13 protein-coding genes and 1 pseudogene are annotated in these 16,588 nt (G+C 43.5%); 7 read left to right on the top strand and 7 right to left on the bottom strand.

Features of this window, described 5'->3' with window-relative positions:
• Window positions 1-1,600: pseudogene (locus tag KIV41_RS20765) on the bottom strand (hypothetical protein); the annotation flags it as partial.
• A gap of 402 nt (window positions 1,601-2,002) precedes the next feature.
• Here KIV41_RS20765 and KIV41_RS20770 point away from each other — a divergent pair.
• The 4 genes from KIV41_RS20770 (at window position 2,003) to KIV41_RS20785 (ending at window position 6,539) form a co-directional block, all read left to right on the top strand.
• On the top strand, window positions 2,003-3,313 hold the full coding sequence (locus KIV41_RS20770; protein ID WP_038884146.1) for a TolC family outer membrane protein: 1,311 nt from the start codon (window positions 2,003-2,005) through the stop codon (window positions 3,311-3,313).
• Between the two features lie 2 nt (window positions 3,314-3,315).
• Window positions 3,316-3,930 carry an OmpA family protein gene (locus KIV41_RS20775; protein WP_252042056.1) on the top strand — a complete coding sequence of 205 codons (615 nt, stop codon included), beginning with the start codon at window positions 3,316-3,318 and terminating at the stop codon, window positions 3,928-3,930.
• A gap of 109 nt (window positions 3,931-4,039) precedes the next feature.
• Window positions 4,040-4,393 carry a DUF2750 domain-containing protein gene (locus KIV41_RS20780; protein WP_045385867.1) on the top strand — a complete coding sequence of 118 codons (354 nt, stop codon included), beginning with the start codon at window positions 4,040-4,042 and terminating at the stop codon, window positions 4,391-4,393.
• A gap of 178 nt (window positions 4,394-4,571) precedes the next feature.
• Window positions 4,572-6,539 carry a tetratricopeptide repeat-containing diguanylate cyclase gene (locus KIV41_RS20785; RefSeq protein WP_252042055.1) on the top strand — a complete coding sequence of 656 codons (1,968 nt, stop codon included), beginning with the start codon at window positions 4,572-4,574 and terminating at the stop codon, window positions 6,537-6,539.
• On the opposite strand, the gene queC is transcribed toward KIV41_RS20785, so the two are convergent.
• Together queC and queE are read right to left on the bottom strand one after the other, a co-directional pair.
• Window positions 6,496-7,194 carry a 7-cyano-7-deazaguanine synthase QueC gene (queC, locus tag KIV41_RS20790; protein ID WP_182026899.1) on the bottom strand — a complete coding sequence of 233 codons (699 nt, stop codon included), beginning with the start codon at window positions 7,192-7,194 and terminating at the stop codon, window positions 6,496-6,498. The genes KIV41_RS20785 and queC overlap by 44 nt on opposite strands.
• Window positions 7,195-7,208: 14 nt before the next feature.
• A complete protein-coding gene (gene queE, locus KIV41_RS20795) occupies window positions 7,209-7,859 on the bottom strand; it encodes a 7-carboxy-7-deazaguanine synthase QueE (RefSeq protein WP_285337672.1) in 651 nt (216 codons plus the stop codon).
• Between the two features lie 165 nt (window positions 7,860-8,024).
• On the opposite strand from queE, the gene KIV41_RS20800 reads away from it, so the two are divergent.
• Window positions 8,025-8,834 (top strand): Cof-type HAD-IIB family hydrolase, encoded by an 810-nt coding sequence (locus KIV41_RS20800; protein WP_045385877.1) that lies wholly within the window; start codon window positions 8,025-8,027, stop codon window positions 8,832-8,834.
• Window positions 8,835-8,900: 66 nt separating this feature from the next.
• Here KIV41_RS20800 and KIV41_RS20805 read toward each other — a convergent pair whose 3' ends face one another.
• Window positions 8,901-10,334, bottom strand: a complete 1,434-nt coding sequence (locus tag KIV41_RS20805; RefSeq protein WP_285337599.1) for a bifunctional NUDIX hydrolase/phosphatase PAP2 family protein — start codon at window positions 10,332-10,334, stop codon at window positions 8,901-8,903.
• 493 nt (window positions 10,335-10,827) lie between these two features.
• On the opposite strand from KIV41_RS20805, the gene KIV41_RS20810 reads away from it, so the two are divergent.
• Together KIV41_RS20810 and KIV41_RS20815 are read left to right on the top strand one after the other, a co-directional pair.
• Entirely contained in the window at window positions 10,828-11,691 is an 864-nt protein-coding gene (locus tag KIV41_RS20810) for a universal stress protein (RefSeq protein ID WP_252042053.1), read from the top strand.
• A gap of 35 nt (window positions 11,692-11,726) precedes the next feature.
• Window positions 11,727-12,668, top strand: a complete 942-nt coding sequence (locus tag KIV41_RS20815) for a CorA family divalent cation transporter (RefSeq protein WP_045385885.1) — start codon at window positions 11,727-11,729, stop codon at window positions 12,666-12,668.
• Between the two features lie 134 nt (window positions 12,669-12,802).
• Here the strand turns inward: KIV41_RS20815 and KIV41_RS20820 are convergent, their stop codons facing one another.
• From KIV41_RS20820 to prpF, 3 genes are all read right to left on the bottom strand, one after another.
• Complete coding sequence (locus KIV41_RS20820) at window positions 12,803-13,279, bottom strand: GNAT family N-acetyltransferase (RefSeq protein ID WP_285337600.1); 477 nt, start codon at window positions 13,277-13,279, stop codon at window positions 12,803-12,805.
• Window positions 13,280-13,439: 160 nt separating this feature from the next.
• On the bottom strand, window positions 13,440-15,320 hold the full coding sequence (locus tag KIV41_RS20825; protein WP_045488473.1) for a propionyl-CoA synthetase: 1,881 nt from the start codon (window positions 15,318-15,320) through the stop codon (window positions 13,440-13,442).
• 61 nt (window positions 15,321-15,381) lie between these two features.
• Complete coding sequence (prpF, locus tag KIV41_RS20830; RefSeq protein WP_285337601.1) at window positions 15,382-16,569, bottom strand: 2-methylaconitate cis-trans isomerase PrpF; 1,188 nt, start codon at window positions 16,567-16,569, stop codon at window positions 15,382-15,384.
• Window positions 16,570-16,588: the final 19 nt, after the last annotated feature.

Genomic DNA, 16,588 nt, shown 5'->3' on the forward strand with positions numbered 1-16,588 from the left:
CCAGGTCAACCACTTTCGCCGTGGTCAGAAGGTTTTCACCAAGCGCTAAAGTAACGGTATCACCGACTTTCACATCGCCGCCTACCGTACCTGACAGCGTTACTTTACCTGTGCTTTCTGCTTCGTTAATGGTGTTGTCATTACCGACCACGATTGGATCGAGGTCGATACTCGCCGTTGGCGCTTCGTTGACTGGAACTGTTACCGCATCTTGGCCTGGCTCTGAAGTATTACCGGCCTGATCCGTAATCGTAGCGACAACGGTCAGCGTTTCACCTTCTGCCGGAACCGGGTATTGCAGCGTGACACCATTATCTAAATCATTTTGTGTGATAACTCGATCTGGCTGACCAGTCACACTGAGCGTATCGCCCACTTCTGCATTAGCCGGCAAGGTAACCAGTACATCGACCAAACCATCCACTTCATTGTATTCAAGCGAGCCATCGTTGTTACTGTCTTCAGTTATCATCACCGTTGGCGCGTCTGGTGCAACCGTATCTGGTGTTTCAACGGTTGGAACTGTTACCGCATCTTGGCCTGGCTCTGAAGTATTGCCAGCCTGATCCGTAATCGTAGCGACAACGGTCAGCGTTTCACCTTCTGCTGGAACCGGGTATTGCAGCGTGACACCATTATCTAAATCATTTTGTGTGATAACTCGATCTGGCTGACCAGTCACACTGAGCGTATCACCCACTTCTGCATTAGCCGGCAAGGTAACCAGTACATCGACCAAACCATCCACTTCATTGTTTTCAAGCGAGCCATCGTTGTTACTGTCTTCAGTTATTACCACCGTTGGCGCGTCTGGTGCGTCCGTATCTGGTACTTCAACGGTTGGAACTGTTACCGCATCTTGGCCTGGCTCTGAAGTATTACCAGCCTGATCCGTAATCGTAGCGACAACGGTCAGCGTTTCACCTTCTGCCGGAACCGGGTATTGCAGTGTGACACCATTATCTAAATCATTTTGTGTGATGACTCGATCTGGCTGACCAGTCACACTGAGCGTATCGCCCACTTGTGCATCAGCGGGTAAAGTAACCAGTACCTCAACCAAACCATCCACTTCATTGTTTTCAAGCGAGCCATCGTTGTTACTGTCTTCAGTTATCACAACCGTTGGAACACTCGGTGCCAGTGTATCTGGGTTACCGCTTGCGGAACTTATAACTTGGTTAAAGTTAAGATATGCTTCGAGCAATGACAGTGTTTGAGTTTGTGACACACCAAGATCTTGAAGGCCAGAGGTTTGAAAATCTGTCGTGGCTAAAATTTCAGATGCACTTCTTTCAAGTGTCGCCGTTAGTTGATAGCTAGAACCATTGGCAGTACCTGCTGCCGTAGCAAACTCTTCGCTGAGTTGGGTTGGATCTTGCCCCGATTCTAGAGTTTCAATAATTTGAGCAATATCGTCGCTGATATCAGTACTTTGTTCATCTTTCACGAGCCCCACTTTCAATTCGCTTTGACTAACTCGCTCTACGATAATCTCACCGTTACGTGGCTGTGATCCTTCGGATAGTATGCGTATGTGGCCATCTAAACCTATTACAACCACTTGCTCTTGATATGAAACTAAAGACGTACGATCCATGATACTATATGACCTTTTGTTTGCGTCAAACTTCTGACCAGTAATACTTAATAGTTATATATTGCCTTAATGGCAGTATTATTAACAGCAAGTTAATAACTATTTTCATTCAATAGGTCACATATTTACCAATGAGCCACCCCCTTTAATATCGTGATGTTAGTTCAAAACTTAGAGTAATTTAATTACTTAAACCTATGGAAATACATGGAAATAATACACAAAAACTATCAGCAGCTTGTTTACCGGAAAGCTCTCGGTAACATTTTATTAATATTCAAACAATTGTATTGTTGCTTATGTAACTCAATGTGCGTTAAATTATTGACACAACGAACGACGCTCAACATAAAGCTCGAAGATCTGAGCATTTACCAATAAAAATCACTTAGGAGCAACGAAGTGAAGTGGACTCCAGCCAAGCTGATTAGCCTCAGCGTGATAGCATCTTTTTCTACAGGTGCGCAAACTTTAGAACAGGCTGTTGCCAATAGCCTTCAAACCAACCCAGATATCAAAGGTGCGTTTAACGAATTCGTTAGCAAAAAATATATAAACGAAGCCGCCACAGGAGCCTACCTGCCGAGTGTTGATCTAGACGCTGGCATAGGTTACGAGCGTGTAGACTCCGCCGACTCTGACCGTGATGTAACTGACTTAACGCGTAAAGAAGCAAGCATTACTTTCACTCAGCTAATTTGGGATGGTTCAGCCACCCTAAATAATATGGATAGAACGGCAGCAGATGCAGAATCTTTACGCTATCAACTGCTGGCGGATGCTCAAGACATGGCATTACAAGTTGCCAAAGTTTATCTTGATTCTGTAAAAGCCTATGAGATCTTAACGCTTTCTGAAAACAATCTTGCTGTACACAAAAAAATCTATCGTGATATCAAGAAGCGTGTCGACTCAGGGATCGGCTCTACCGCAGATTTGACACAGGTTGAGGCTCGTTTAGCTAAAGCGCACGGTAACCTTGCTGCGGCACAGAATAACTTATTTGATGCACATACCATGTTTATGCGCATTGTCGGTCAGTCACCTCAGGGCCTTGTGTTTCCAAGAGCAGATCAGAACTTTATCCCATACACAATAGATGAAGCGGTAGGTAAAGCGTTCGAAGAGCACCCTGTCATCAAGATAGCAAAAGTCGATGTAGACTCTGCCAAATTCCAGTACAAGCAATCTAAAGGTAACTATTACCCGACAGTGTCTGTAGAGGCTTCACAGACATGGCGAGATGATGCTGGAGGCATTGAAGGTGACAGTAATGAGACCAGTGCTATGCTACGCATGCGCTATAACCTGTTTAATGGTGGCAGTGATAGTGCAAATGCAGAGAGCTTTGCATACCAGCTAAACAAAGCAAAAGACTTAAGAGAGAGAGCTTATAAGAATGTAGAGGAAGGCTTAAGACTTTCATGGAGCGCTCTAGATCTAACACTTCAACAAAAAGAGTTTCTGTCAGACCATGTGGATTCTGCAGCTAAAACTGTTATTGCGTATGAAAAACAATATCGCATAGGAAAACGTACCCTCCTTGACGTCCTCAATACCGAGAATGAACTGTTTGAGGCACGAAAAGGTTATCTTGATGCTAAATACGCTGAGCAATACGCAAAATATCGAGTAATGAATGCTACTGGTCAGTTACTCAATGCATTGAGAATTGACACTCCCCAAGAGTGGAAGCAAAAGGTGGAATATTAATTATGCGAAAATTGACTTTTTTACTTAGTCTGATGCCGTTAGCTATTACTCTGCCTACCCATGCCCAGGATGAATACGATTACCAAGCGGTACCAGTCGCGCTCCAGTCGGCTGATTTACAAGATGATGATTCTGACGGTGTAATCAACGCAAGAGACTTGTGCCCAGGAACACCCTTAGAATCTGAATTAGACAACGATGGATGTGGTCAGTACGTTAAGTCATCGGAAAAAATGCAAATACGCGTTCTTTTTGCTAATGATTCAGATGAAATTAACCCTGTCTTTAGAAAACAGATCAGTGACATGGCTAGTTTCCTAAAAGAATACCCATCAACGTCAATTGAACTTCAAGGCTACGCAAGTAAAACTGGAACTAGTCAGCACAACTTTGAATTGTCGCAAAGGAGAGCAAAAAACGTCAGAAATCTTCTTATAAACTTTGGCATTACTCCAGAACGCTTGCGAATTGTCGGCTTTGGTGACACTAAATTAGCTCACCAAGGAAGCGATGAAATTAGCCATGCCATGAATCGAAGAGTGACTGCGACAGTGGTCGGTTACAAAGGTAACGTAAAAAAAGAATGGACAATCTTCACAGCTTTACCGAAAAGCTAACGCTGAAGTGTTGAATAAGTAGGCATCTTTGATTCAAAGACCATTTATCATTGGGGGAAAGTTGAGTTTAGTGTTACCCTTAACATGTTCTAACAATGAGAGTTTTGAAATGAGCAAACTTACATCAGATATCCAAGCAAACTTGGATCTTTTTGTTGCTGAAACAAAAGAAAACCAATTGGTTTGGGGTTTACGTAACGAAGAAGGTTGGCTATCTTGCGATTCAACTGAATTCGAAAACAGCGAAGTTATGCCGTTTTGGTCGTCGAAAGAAGACGCACAAGCGCATAATGTTGAAGAGTGGGCAGATTTTGAAGTCTTAGAAATCCCTCTTGATATCTTTGTTGAAGATTGGCTTCTAACTCTTGCTGAAGATGGTGTTTTAGTTGGTACAAACTGGAATGCCCAACTTGAGGGTAAAGAGATGGAACCTCAAGATCTTGCGAAACTATACGTCGCATAAAGTCCTCTTTGATTGTTAAGCCTCGCAAAGATGCGGGGCTTTTTATTATCTCCTTTTCAGTAACATATTTTCCGCAAGAAAATAATCCCAATCATCAGCTCTACGTCACAAAGCCCCTTATGCAAATGGTATATCATCCCGCCCATAATAATTTAGAAAAAATAAGGTTATATGCACTATGCGCAAGCTTTTTCAATTTCTCGTCTTGCTAGCCATAAGTTCACCTCTGTACGCTAATAATTTACAAAGTATCACCAACTGGCACTCTGTTTATCAGAAAGTAGTGAAAGAAAATAAAGAACACGCCCTAGACATGCTCCAAGACAGATACCATGCCGTCAGCTCATCGACTGAAAAGCTATACATCAGCGGCCTTATACTCGACTATATGTTTATGATGGAGCAACCTTATTTCGGAAACAATCAAACTAATCGTATTAAAGACGCTCAGATTGAGTCAGACTACTTGAATGCAATCGCCAACCGCAAAAAGGGAAAATATGCTCTTTCTGTTGAAAGGTTCACTCATCTGCTCAACGAAGCTAAATCCGATGGTAACATCAACAACAAAAATCTCTTCAACTATCAGTTGTGTTTTACCTTGAATGAGCAAGGTAGATATCACCAAGCCAACTTCTATTGCTCCTCTCTAGAAGCTTCATTAAACGCAGGTAATACAGCCCACCTTCCTTTGGATTTGGCCTATCGAGTCATCGCAAATAACTATGACCACAGAGGTGAGTACCAACAAGCACTTACGAAGTATGCAATGCTGTTGAGCGTTCTCCCTGCAAATAGCGATCCTACAGGGATCTATAACGATGCAGCTTTGGTTATGGTTGAGCTAGGACAATATGATCAAGCAAAAGACTATCTCCGACAGGCACTGACTATGAGAAAGGCAACTGGCTCAGCTCTTGAAGTAGCCCAAGTCGAACATAGCTTAGCCACGCTCTTCAGGCGATTAAATCAATATCAAATGGCGGAAAAACACTACCAGAATGCTTTACTTATCTTACAGGAGGAAAAGTTTTACTATGGCCTAGGATTAAGTTACCTAGGGTTGGGGTTTACATTATTAGAATCTGGTGATGACAACAAAGCACTAACGTACCTTCATAAATCTCTCGAATTAGGCAAGCAGACTCAAAACGTTAGGTTACAACTCGAGAGCCACATTGCACTTGCTAGGGCATACTTGTCACCCAAGACACTTAGCCAAGCCAAAGCTAATGTGACGAGTGCTCTTACTCTTGAGAAACATAACTCAGCACCAGCTTTAAAAGCACAAGCGTTACTTATTAACTCAAAAATTGAGCAGCACAGAGAAAATTTCGAATCCGCGCTATTGTATTATAAACAATACACAAACCTTGAGCTTGCGACGAGAGATTCAAATAATATCAAAGCACTCGAAGCGCTAGATTTAACGAAAAAAGAACTCGAACACGAGCTGAGGCTCGTTGAAGCCCGAAATTCAAAGGAAATCAAAAAACTTGAGTTTGATGAACTGAAATCTCAACAACGAACGTACAATTTCATTGTTGTGTGCCTTTTAGGTTTGGTCAGTATTGTCTCGCTTGCACATAGAGACGCCAAAAGAAAAGCACAATTTGATGACTTAACCGGTGTATTAAACCGAGCATCGGTTATTAATCAAATCAAGACGCAACCAGCAGCGAATAAAAGCGAAAATCAACATGTACTAGCGCTATTTGACCTAGATAAATTCAAAGATATTAATGATATATACGGCCACCCTACTGGTGACAAGGTTTTACGCTATATTTGTGATAGTTTGTCTGCGAAGTTACACAAAGGTGAGTTGATTGGCCGATTAGGGGGAGAAGAATTTATACTTTTACTGACGAACGTCGATGAGGTTGACGTACCTTTCAGAATTAATAGTTTGCATAAAACGATTTCTGAAAAGCACATCTATTCTGAAAGTAACCAAGCGCTCAAAGTTACCGCAAGCATGTCCTATGTATCGACCTCAAAATCGTTGAAAGACTTTGATGAGCTTTATTCAATACTTGATCAAGCCCTGTATCAAGTAAAGAAAACGGGACGAAACTCAGTCATTGATGCCTACAATGAGCCTATTGACCTTCCACCTTCTGCTTTTCAACCAAAGAATGCATAACAGCTTCTTTGTTGTTTAGGTAGTCGTCTAAGCCCGCTTTGCGTAGATCGCAAGACGGGCAATCACCACAACCATCACCGATGATGCCGTTGTAACAAGTTAGTGTGTTTTCACGCACTAGTTGCAACGCGTCATATTGATCGGCCAATGCCCACGTTTCTGCTTTGTTCAACCACATCAATGGAGTCTTAATTTCAAATTGACGATCCATGCCTTTAACCAACGCACTGTTCATTGCTTTTACAAAGTCATCACGGCAATCTGGGTAACCACTAAAGTCTGTTTCACAAACACCAGTAATTACCGTTTCTGCGCCAATTTGGTAAGCGTAGATGCCAGCAAGCGTTAGGAACAAGATGTTTCGGCCAGGAACGAACGAGTTCGGTAAACCGTTTTCTTGTAGCTCATGCGAAACTGGAATGTCATCACGTGTCAGAGAGCTGATAGCAAGTTCATTCAGCAGGCCAACATCCATCACTTTATGTGCAGCGACACCAAGATCTTTTGCGACTTTCTCCGCCACTTCAATCTCTAGCTTATGACGCTGACCGTAGTCAAATGTAATGGCATGTACTTCGTCAAACTCTTTTAATGCTTGAACCAGACATGTTGTAGAATCCTGTCCACCACTGAAAACAACCACTGCTTTTTTCATTTTTCTCTCCGAGCTTAAGCAATACTTAGGTATTTATGAGTTTGAACCGACAGACGCCAGTTGCGAGCAACACAGGTATCAATACACAGTTGGGTAGCACGAGGCTTTTGACTGATAGGCTGAAGTGCGATCACTGTCTTCTCACCGATCTCTGCAGAGGCCAATAACACATCCAGTTGATCGATGTCTTTTTGGGTGCCAACTGGGTGCTTGATTTCATTTGCGCGTTCTAATGCACTTTTAAGCACTGGTAGCTTCCCTTTCATTGCGATCTTAGGTGACACTGTCACCCAGGTTCCTTCTGAAGTCACTACCTCTGAAGTACCACTAGTTTCGATTTGGCATTGGCAACCCATTTCTTTAAATGCAGCCGTCAAAGCACGTAAATCATAAATACATGGTTCACCACCAGTGATCACAATATGCTTCGCATTGAAGCCCTGCTTTTTGTATTCAGCTACGATGTCTTCTGCCGATGCGAAACACCACGTTGGAGAATCTTCTGTTTTCACCAAGATATCACCGATCTGGCGCTGGTCTTCTTCTTCCGCGTACCAAGTCTGTTTCGTATCGCACCAAGAACACCCAACCGGACATTCTTGCAAACGCACAAAAACCGCTGGCACACCAGTGAAAACCCCTTCCCCTTGGATGGTTTCAAACATCTCATTTAGCTTATACAACGTAGAACTCACTCAACTCATTATACTTCGAGGCGAAGACCTTAATGGAGAGGCGCACTCAGGTCAATTTAAACCAAAAATAAATTGTTAAAATAGGTTGTTTTGTAGTTTCATACGCAGGTTCCCAATTTTATAAGGTAAGTAAAGATGTACAAGCTGATCGCCCTAGACATGGACGGTACGTTGCTAAACAGCGACAAAGTAATTTCTGAAGAGAACAAACAAGCAATTGCAAAAGCACGTGAAGCGGGTGTTACCGTTGTCCTTGCTTCTGGCCGCCCTCTAGAAGGAATGCAAGACAAATTAGATGAGTTGAACATCGACTCAGACAAAGACTTTGTCTTGTACTACAACGGCTCAATGGTGAAAAACATTGGTACGAACGAAATCATCCACCAGCAAATCATTGATGGCAAAGCTGCGAAGAAAATTGCACGTAAAGCGCGCGAGCTTGGCGCTTATGTTCACGCATTCAGCCAAGAGCACGGCCTAATCACAGAAGAGAATAACCCTTACACAGACATCGAAGCGAAGATCAACGGTCTTGAAATTACCGAAATGAACTTCGACTCTCTAGAAGATGATCACGCGATCATTAAAACGATGATGGTTGCAGAGCCAAGCAAACTAACTGAAGTTATTGCGACTTTACCTGCGGAATTAAAACAAGAGTTTACGGTAGTGCAAAGCGCGCCTTTCTTCTTAGAGTTTTTGAATCCATCAAGTAACAAAGGCATCGGTGTTTCGGCGATCGCTGAATACTTGGGCATCAAAGCTGAAGAAGTGATTTGTATGGGCGATGCAGAAAACGATCACCATATGCTGGAATACGCGGGCCTCGGTATTGCCATGGCAAATGCGATGGAAGAGACCAAACGCATTGCAAACTATATTGCCGAAAGCAATGATGACCACGGTGTGGCTAAATCAATCGAGAAGTTTGTTCTCAACGCTTAATGATCCACGCCCTCTTCTACCAAAAGGATAGAAGTAAAAAGCCTCGCGTTAATGCGAGGCTTTCTTTTAGGACAAGACCGTTTTTTGCAGAGTCAGCTTTCGTGCGATAGCGACAAAAATTAGCATTAATAATGGGTACTTTAACGTTGCTGTAATTAGAGACCATAACCCACTATAAGCGACTAACTGACTTAGATAGTCCCAAACCTGATTCGCAAACAGCAAAATTAAAATGAGGTACAACATTTGCTGAAATGTGAGTCGAACTTCATTATCTCTAAATGTGATAACAACAGCGGAAGCCGTTACAAGTATGGCTAACCAAGCAGCAAAAACGGGTAGCGGCCAAATTACGGAGATAACAGCCGTAATACAGGTGACCGTCAACCAAACACTCTTCGCGCAAAGTAGCTTATCAACATCAACTTCTGGGTTACTTTCCAACCTTAAAATATGCCAAGCAACCAGTGAACCAAATACAGCACCGATCAACATATCCAATATAAATGCAGTACCTAGATAGAACTTACAGAACATCACCAAAACAGTTAATGTAACTGCACCCATCGTTGTACGATTCATTCCAAAGGACTCAGTTCGTTGGAATATAAACATGCCGACACAGAACCAGACAGCAATAGGAAGGCTCGGGAAACTAAATCCATAGCTCTTAGTTAACTCTGCCATCGGTAAATATACGTGTGGTCTAGGTAGAGAAAAGCCTTGCTGAGCGACTAAGGACATTATCGAAGTAATTGATACTGCAAAGAAAAGTCGGCACACGAACCGACCGTCGAAACGCATCATTACATAGGGAAACAGCAGTAACAGCATGATGGGTGAGGTTAGAAAAGTTACTGCCTTCGCAAAGTTACATGCAGAACTTTCACTCGTATCTGATAAAGAACCAACAAAACTTTGTAAGTTGGTCATCCAATACAACTCAAGTTGACGAAAGCTAGGTGCAGAATCAACCAACTGGCTGACATACACTACGTCTTGGTTGGTAGCTTCTTGGATAAAAGATTTTACCTGTTGCCACTGGCTAGGATATCGATAAAGGCTCGAAGGTAATGATTCAGCCTGCATTAACATCGTAGACGCAACTTCAACTCCAAAATGAGGAGCAAACCAACTCGGCATTTCGTTAGCATCAAGCATGTTGTTTTGAGAAAAAGCAATAATTTCAGAGTCCGATATACAGTCAAAAATGACTGCCGTCTCTGTTCTTCCAAGCTCTTCTCCAACTGTCACTGACAAACCAGCTTCTTCCCATGTTTCTCGCTGGGCAGCGACCTTCGCAGGTTCCCCTGCAATGATGGTTCCGCCAGGTAGGGAAATTCTGTCAGTCAGAATCTCATGAACCAATACGACCTTTTCATCGGCCTTCACGACACAAAGTGCACCTTTTATGGCAGTTGAATCAGAGGCAGCAAATACGCTCCCTGAAACAATAGATGACACCGACAAAAATATGAGAATAAACAAAGATCTCAGCACAAAAAAACCTTAAATAATACAAGCCACGCAGACATATAATGTCTACGCCACAAATATTTTACGACAAAAATTAAGTAACAAGTTGTAGAATTGCTACCTAACGCATATTCACTATAGCAAACATCAGAAACTGATTTTCAATTGACTTAGCTCAGACACTAGACCAACTGAGCGCGAGATTCTGCCAGTATTATCAGAATTATGTCAGAAATTTTGACATGGAAAATATCATTTCTCAACAATGACACACCATCAGATTGCATTGAATTCACGATACGAATGGCAAACAACATCAAACACAAGATTACATATTAGTCACGCACTCATATGATAGTTCAAAGCAACTTTCTTATACTAAGAAAGGCTACACGTTCCGCATCAAGCCTCAATTTTCTATCCTAAACTTGAATAAGTTAAAAAATCGCGCCTCTAGCGTGTTATTTGTAAATGCAGCGGAATTCGCAAAAATCATTGACACAGATAGGAGAAAGTCATGGTAACCGTGGATTTACTTCTGAAAACTTCAATTATTCCATCAAGAAAGGTGCTGCTAAAGACTCTTGTTTACGCCTCTAAAACAAATTCGCCTATCAAGATTTATGGAGAGGATTATCGTAGAAGCGAAGATCACACCTTTTTTGATTTCATTAGTGATAAAGCGCGAGATGCCAAGCGTACAAACGATAGATACTTAAATTGGACTATACAAGTACTTGAAAAAGTTGCTCTTATAGCGAAAGAAGAAGACTTAAAATACGAGCTAGATTTTATACATTTGGACGGACGGAAATGGATCTCACAGCTGATCAGAGAGTCAGGTAATAACAACACGCTCTTTGTTGACGCAAAGAGTATCAATATATCGCACGAGCTGATGTCAGCTTTGATAACCGAGAACAAAAACTTGTTCTTACTCACTGACAAGTCGTGGTCAACATCAACCCTAGTGCTCGGAGCGATAGATCCATTACACAGGGACGACGAAAGCGGCACTATAGACCGGGCAATAATCAAAGCAGGATTGCGTCTTTCTGACACACTGGCACAAAGTTTCAAGCTTGTTTATTGCCAATACGTCGCGGAATATTTGACAGAATTCAGTCGAGAAATATTACAAAGCCAGAAAGAAGGGGTATTGGACTTCCTCAAAGATAAAAACCTCAACTCGGTTCCCTTAACCTTCATCAGAGGAAACCCTGACTTCGCCCTTGTTGAAGCGGTGAAATTACACAAAGGAACGCTGTTAGTGCTTGGTGCATGCCGAAGAAGCAGCGCATCTCGTTACTGGATGGGAAGTACCGTAGATAACCTATTACAATCTCCTCCATGTGATATGCTGCTCGTAGCTGAGCATTAAAAACTACCTCTCCCTCCTATTACAAGGACGCAATTATGAGTTTCATGATCGAACATTGGGACTTTTCGAGTGAAAAACCGATAAAAAAGGAGAACTCAACTGAAGTCATAGAAGCTGATCATTGGTATCACTGTGAAAGAGGTCACCTCGCTATCCGAGGCTGGCTAGAGTTCAACGCAATACCAAGATCGACGATAGAAAACTTGCTTGCAGACGAGAGCCGCCCTTCTTTCCATCAACTGGATGGAGAAAACTTTTTGCTCATCTTACGCGGTGTCAATATGAACGCTAACGCGTCACCAGAAGACATGCTTAGTATCCGAATTCTCTATTACAACGGCGCGTTAATCTCAACACGTAAAACACCATCCAGAGCAATCATGGATATTAGAGAGGCCCTAGTAGAGCAAAAAGGTCCACAGAGTTTAGCTAGTTTGTTAAACCACATGATCGACGGTCTGAATGGGAAAATTGATACCTATTTAGACGTTATTGAAAATACGTTAAATGAGTTCGATGTAAGTGATGAATCAACCTACAAGCATATCTCCGCACAAAAAGCGCTGATGTCTATAAAGCGATTCATACGCCCACAACAATACGCGATTAGAGATCTGATTGAGTCTGAAGCACCGTTGGTAATAACAAGGCCACACCAATATCGATTCGCCCATAACAACATCATTCGAATCAACGAAACAATCGACTTCTTTCTTGGCGAAGTTGAGTTGTTTCAAGAAGAAATCAGACATAGACGAGAGCAGAGAACGAACAAGAATAGCTATCTCTTTACCTTGGTTGCCACCATATTTCTGCCCACCAGTTTTTTAACTGGCTTACTTGGCATCAACATCGGCGGCATGCCTGGTGTTGATTCCACAATGGCATTTACATGGTTTTGCGTGGCTCTTGGTGTAATTTTTGGGCTAGAAGTGATTCTACTAAAGTACTTAGGCTTCACTAGCAAAAACGAGTAACGCCCTGTCATTAACCCTAACTCATTGAAAGTATTACTCAATCGAAATAGCTCTCATACCAAAATGCGTAACTCTATCAGGTGCGAGTGAAATGTATTTGTAGACAGCTATCCGAAACATCGTACTTCCAAACATTACGCTAACGACTTTCTTAGCCAATGAATATGATGCCCAAAACCTTGGTTCTCGTAGAGAGAAATCGCTGTCTGGTTAAAGTCCCAAACCTCAACAAATATCTGTTTCACTCCATAATCAACGAATGTCGCCTCTATCTTCTCAATCAGAGCTTTTGCAGTGCCCTGTTTACGATACTCTGGTAAAACGTAGAGCTCATCAACACTTCCCATCATTACAGGTTTACTAACCGTAGAAATAAGCTCGCAGAAATGCCCAGACACAAAGCCGATGATCTCATCCTTTACTCTAGCGACATACACCAAACATTCAGGGTTATCGAGGTAACGAGCAATGCTCTTTTCTTGTTCGATTTCTTCTGCGGTTTTAAACAGCTCTGGGGATTGGATATGGTGCTCATCATGCAGTTCGAACATCAAATCATTAAGTTGTTCAAGATCGTCAAAAAGCGCTGGTTTGATTACAAAAGTAGACATAGGAAAAGAAGCCAAAAACAGGAATCCATATAGTGTGTGTTTAAACTCGAGATTAGGCAAGCAGGAATGCAAAAGCCTCTTGCCGACAAAGCAAGAGGCTCCGGTGTTTGTGCTTGCTCATAGATAACCTAAGGGCGCACTTAATTAAGATCTTACTTAGCTAGCCACGTTTAAGCACTCGCTCGATTTCGCCTAGACTGGATGGGTCATCAATGGTTGATGGCACCACGTATTGCTCGCCATCGGCTATTTGACGAATGGTTCTTCGCAAAATTTTACCTGAGCGGGTCTTTGGCAAACGGTCAACCACCAGCGCATGTTTAAAGCAAGCCACAGCGCCAATCTCGTTGCGCACTTTACCCACCAACTCACCTTCTAGCGTTAGATCATCAATCTTCACACCATCTTTGAGAACCACAAAGCCTAGTGGTAGCTGACCTTTTAACTCATCGTGGATACCGACTACCGCGCATTCTGCAATCGCTGGGTGACCACCAACGATTTCTTCCATCTCGCCAGTAGACAGACGGTGACCAGCAACGTTAATAACGTCATCAATACGACCCATGATGAACAGATAACCATCTTCATCTAGGTAACCGCCATCTCCCGATACGTAGTAACCCGGAAATTGACTTAGATAACCAGTTTCAAAGCGGTCATGGTTGCGCCAGACAGTCGGTAAACAGCTTGGTGGTAATGGGCGCTTCAAAGCTACAAAACCTTGCTGATTTGCACCCACTGGCATACCCATTTCGTTGAGAATCTCGACCTGATAACCAGGTATCGGCTTGGTCGCAGACCCCGCTTTAACTGGCATTATCTCGATTCCGGTCGGATTGCCCGCGATCGCCCATCCAGTCTCTGTTTGCCACCAGTGGTCAATGACCGGCTTATCTGCTTTGCTTTCGACCCATTCTAGCGTTGGTGGGTCAAGGCGTTCGCCCGCCATAAAGATAGAGTCGAGATTGGACAAGTCGTATTGCTTAATGAACTCGCCTTCTGGGTCTTCTTTCTTAATTGCACGAAAAGCGGTTGGCGCGGAAAAAAGCACGTCCACTTTGTATTCGTCACAAACACGCCAGAATGCCCCCGGATCCGGTGTTCTCACTGGTTTGCCTTCAAATAGAATAGTTGTACAACCATGAATCAGCGGTGCGTACACAATATAGGAGTGACCAACAACCCAGCCCACATCCGATGCTGCCCAGAACACGCCATCTTGAGGGATGTTATAAATTGACGTCATCGAATATTTCATCGCCACGGCATGACCACCATTATCACGCACCACACCTTTTGGTTTCCCTGTTGTGCCAGAGGTATAGAGAATATAAAGAGGATCTGTCGCAAGCACAGGGACACACGCATGAGGCAAAGCTTGCGCGTATTCTTGCTGCCAATCTAAATCACGCTCAAGGTTAAGTTCGGCTTCGCACTGTGGACGTTGAAGAACAAAGACTTTCTCTGGCTTCCAACGGCTGTCCATAATGGCTTTATCAACCATTGGTTTGTATGGAATTACCTTATTGATTTCGATGCCACAAGACGCCGTCATGATGACTTTGGGCTCCGCATCTTCAATTCGAACGGCAAGCTCATTCGGGGCAAAACCACCAAACACGACCGAGTGAATCGCGCCTAATCGAGCACACGCCAGCATCGCCATTGCCGCTTCTGGGATCATCGGCATGTAGATAACCACACGATCGCCTTTGGTTACGCCTTGGTTGGAAAGCATACCCGCGATTTTTGCTACTTGGTCGCGCAAAGCTTGATAGCTGTAAGTTTGTTTTTGACCCGTCACTGGCGAGTCATAAATCAGTGCGGTTTTATCGCCTCTCCCTTGCTCGCAATGATAATCCAACGCGAGCCATGACGTGTTCAACACGCCGTCAGGAAACCAACGTTCAATCCCATGTTCGTCAGCTTGTAAGATGGTGTTTGGCGCTTCAAACCAATCGATGTTTTCAGCTTGAGCACGCCAAAAGTTTTCCGGTTCATTTTGTGCCCAAAGGTATTCTTTTTGATATGCAGACATATTGCTTCCTCCAGTATGTCCTGACATTGCTTCTCTTAAGTATCACTACCATGCAATTGTGCTATTCAAAGACATTGGAGGGAACTCGCACAAAGCCCTCCATCAGTATTCTCGCGCTGCGGCTCATGATGGCTTTCTCAACCACCCAACCTTGTTCTATTTGTTTGGCTTTTGCCCCCACCTTAAGCGTTCCTGATGGATGCCCAAACGTCACTGATTCTTTCTCTCCGCCACCAGCCGCTAAATTGACCAAAGTACCCGAAACGCATGCTGCCGAGGCAATGGCGACCGCTGCGGTACCCATCATGGCGTGGTGAAGTTTGCCCATAGATAACGCTCGGACGAGAATATCGACCTCACCTGCTTCTACGGTTTTACCACTCGACGATAAGTAGGATTTAGGCTGGGAAACAAACGCAATCTTAGGCGTGTGTTGACGTGTTTGAGCCTCTTCGAGCGAATCAATAAGGCCCATTTTTAGCGCGCCATAAGCACGAATGAACTCAAACCTTGCAAGAGCAGATTCATCGTTATTGATGTCATCTTGAAGCTCAGTGCCTTGGTAGCCAAGTGCTTCTGCATCAATGAAGATCGTCGGTATACCAGCGTTGATGAAGGTGGCATTAAATGTCCCAACACCCGGTACGACCAAATCGTCGACTAGATTGCCGGTTGGAAACATGCTGCCTTCGCCATCAGCAGGGTCGACAAAATCAACTTGGATTTCTGCCGCAGGGAACGTCACACCATCAAGCTCAAACGCCCCTGTTTCTTGAACGAAACCATTTACGATTGGCACATGAATCAATATGGTTTTGCCAATATTTACCTGCCATACACGAACGGTAACGATGCCGTTTTGAGGAATACGATCTTCGTCGATCAACCCTGCATGAATGGCGAAAGGGCCGACTGCAGCAGAAAGGTTGCCACAGTTACCACTCCAATCGACAAATGGCTTATCTATTGATACTTGTCCGAACAGGTAATCAACGTCGTGATCGGCTCGCTGACTGCGCGACACAATCACAGTTTTACTGGTGCTGGAAGTCGCGCCGCCCATGCCATCAATTTGTTTGGCATACGGGTCTGGGCTACCAATCACACGAAGTAGCAGTTTATCTCTTGCCTCGCCTGCAACTTGCGCGGGCTGTGGCAAATCTTCAAGGTTGAAGAACACACCTTTACTCGTACCGCCGCGCATGTAAGTCGCCGGGACTTTGATTTGGCTTTGCATCTTGCTATCCATATCTTGCTCCGTTATTGCG

The sequence above is a fragment of the Vibrio sp. D401a genome, assembly GCF_030248515.1.
Taxonomy (GTDB): Bacteria; Pseudomonadota; Gammaproteobacteria; order Enterobacterales; family Vibrionaceae; genus Vibrio; species Vibrio rotiferianus.

Excerpts from the sequence above, each read along its gene's own strand:
- prpF (WP_285337601.1), bottom strand. The coding sequence starts at position 16,569 with ATGGATAGCAAGATGCAAAGCCAAATCAAAGTCCCGGCGACTTACATG.
- KIV41_RS20810 (WP_252042053.1), top strand. The coding sequence starts at position 10,828 with ATGGTAACCGTGGATTTACTTCTGAAAACTTCAATTATTCCATCAAGA.
- KIV41_RS20780 (WP_045385867.1), top strand. The coding sequence starts at position 4,040 with ATGAGCAAACTTACATCAGATATCCAAGCAAACTTGGATCTTTTTGTT.
- KIV41_RS20815 (WP_045385885.1), top strand. The coding sequence starts at position 11,727 with ATGAGTTTCATGATCGAACATTGGGACTTTTCGAGTGAAAAACCGATA.
- KIV41_RS20800 (WP_045385877.1), top strand. The coding sequence starts at position 8,025 with ATGTACAAGCTGATCGCCCTAGACATGGACGGTACGTTGCTAAACAGC.
- KIV41_RS20820 (WP_285337600.1), bottom strand. The coding sequence starts at position 13,279 with ATGTCTACTTTTGTAATCAAACCAGCGCTTTTTGACGATCTTGAACAA.
- KIV41_RS20825 (WP_045488473.1), bottom strand. The coding sequence starts at position 15,320 with ATGTCTGCATATCAAAAAGAATACCTTTGGGCACAAAATGAACCGGAA.
- KIV41_RS20775 (WP_252042056.1), top strand. The coding sequence starts at position 3,316 with ATGCGAAAATTGACTTTTTTACTTAGTCTGATGCCGTTAGCTATTACT.
- queE (WP_285337672.1), bottom strand. The coding sequence starts at position 7,859 with ATGTTTGAAACCATCCAAGGGGAAGGGGTTTTCACTGGTGTGCCAGCG.
- queC (WP_182026899.1), bottom strand. The coding sequence starts at position 7,194 with ATGAAAAAAGCAGTGGTTGTTTTCAGTGGTGGACAGGATTCTACAACA.
- KIV41_RS20785 (WP_252042055.1), top strand. The coding sequence starts at position 4,572 with ATGCGCAAGCTTTTTCAATTTCTCGTCTTGCTAGCCATAAGTTCACCT.